The following is a 314-nucleotide window of genomic DNA, read 5'->3' as shown; positions in this document are numbered from 1 at the left end:
AGCGTTGGAAGCTTTTGAGTCAGACGCGCTTTGTGCGTCAGGCGAAAAAGGTGAAACGATCGAGGATTTGGCTCACGTAGCTGGACATTCTTATTGGAATCGTTGTGAGTGCTATCTAGTTTTCAGGGAATAATTTTTCTCTTGAAAACAGTGACTGAATATAGTATGATATATTTTGTCTCTGGTTAATCACATAAAAGTGGAAACCAGTAATGAGTCTGGTAATGATGGCGAAGAGGTCACACCCGTTCCCATGCCGAACACGGAAGTTAAGCTCTTCAGCGCCGATGGTAGTTGGGGGATCTCCCCCTGCA

General features: G+C 44.9%; 1 rRNA gene. It reads left to right on the top strand.

The annotated features are described in order from the left end of the window. Positions 1–217 precede the first annotated feature (217 nt). Positions 218–314 (top strand): 5S ribosomal RNA (gene rrf, locus JI666_RS21020); the annotation flags it as partial.

The organism is Bacillus sp. NTK071 (assembly GCF_017303315.1).
Lineage (GTDB): Bacteria > Bacillota > Bacilli > Bacillales > Guptibacillaceae > Guptibacillus.
The sequence above is the reverse complement of the archived record's forward strand: the minus strand, read 5'-3'. Positions and strand labels throughout refer to the sequence as shown.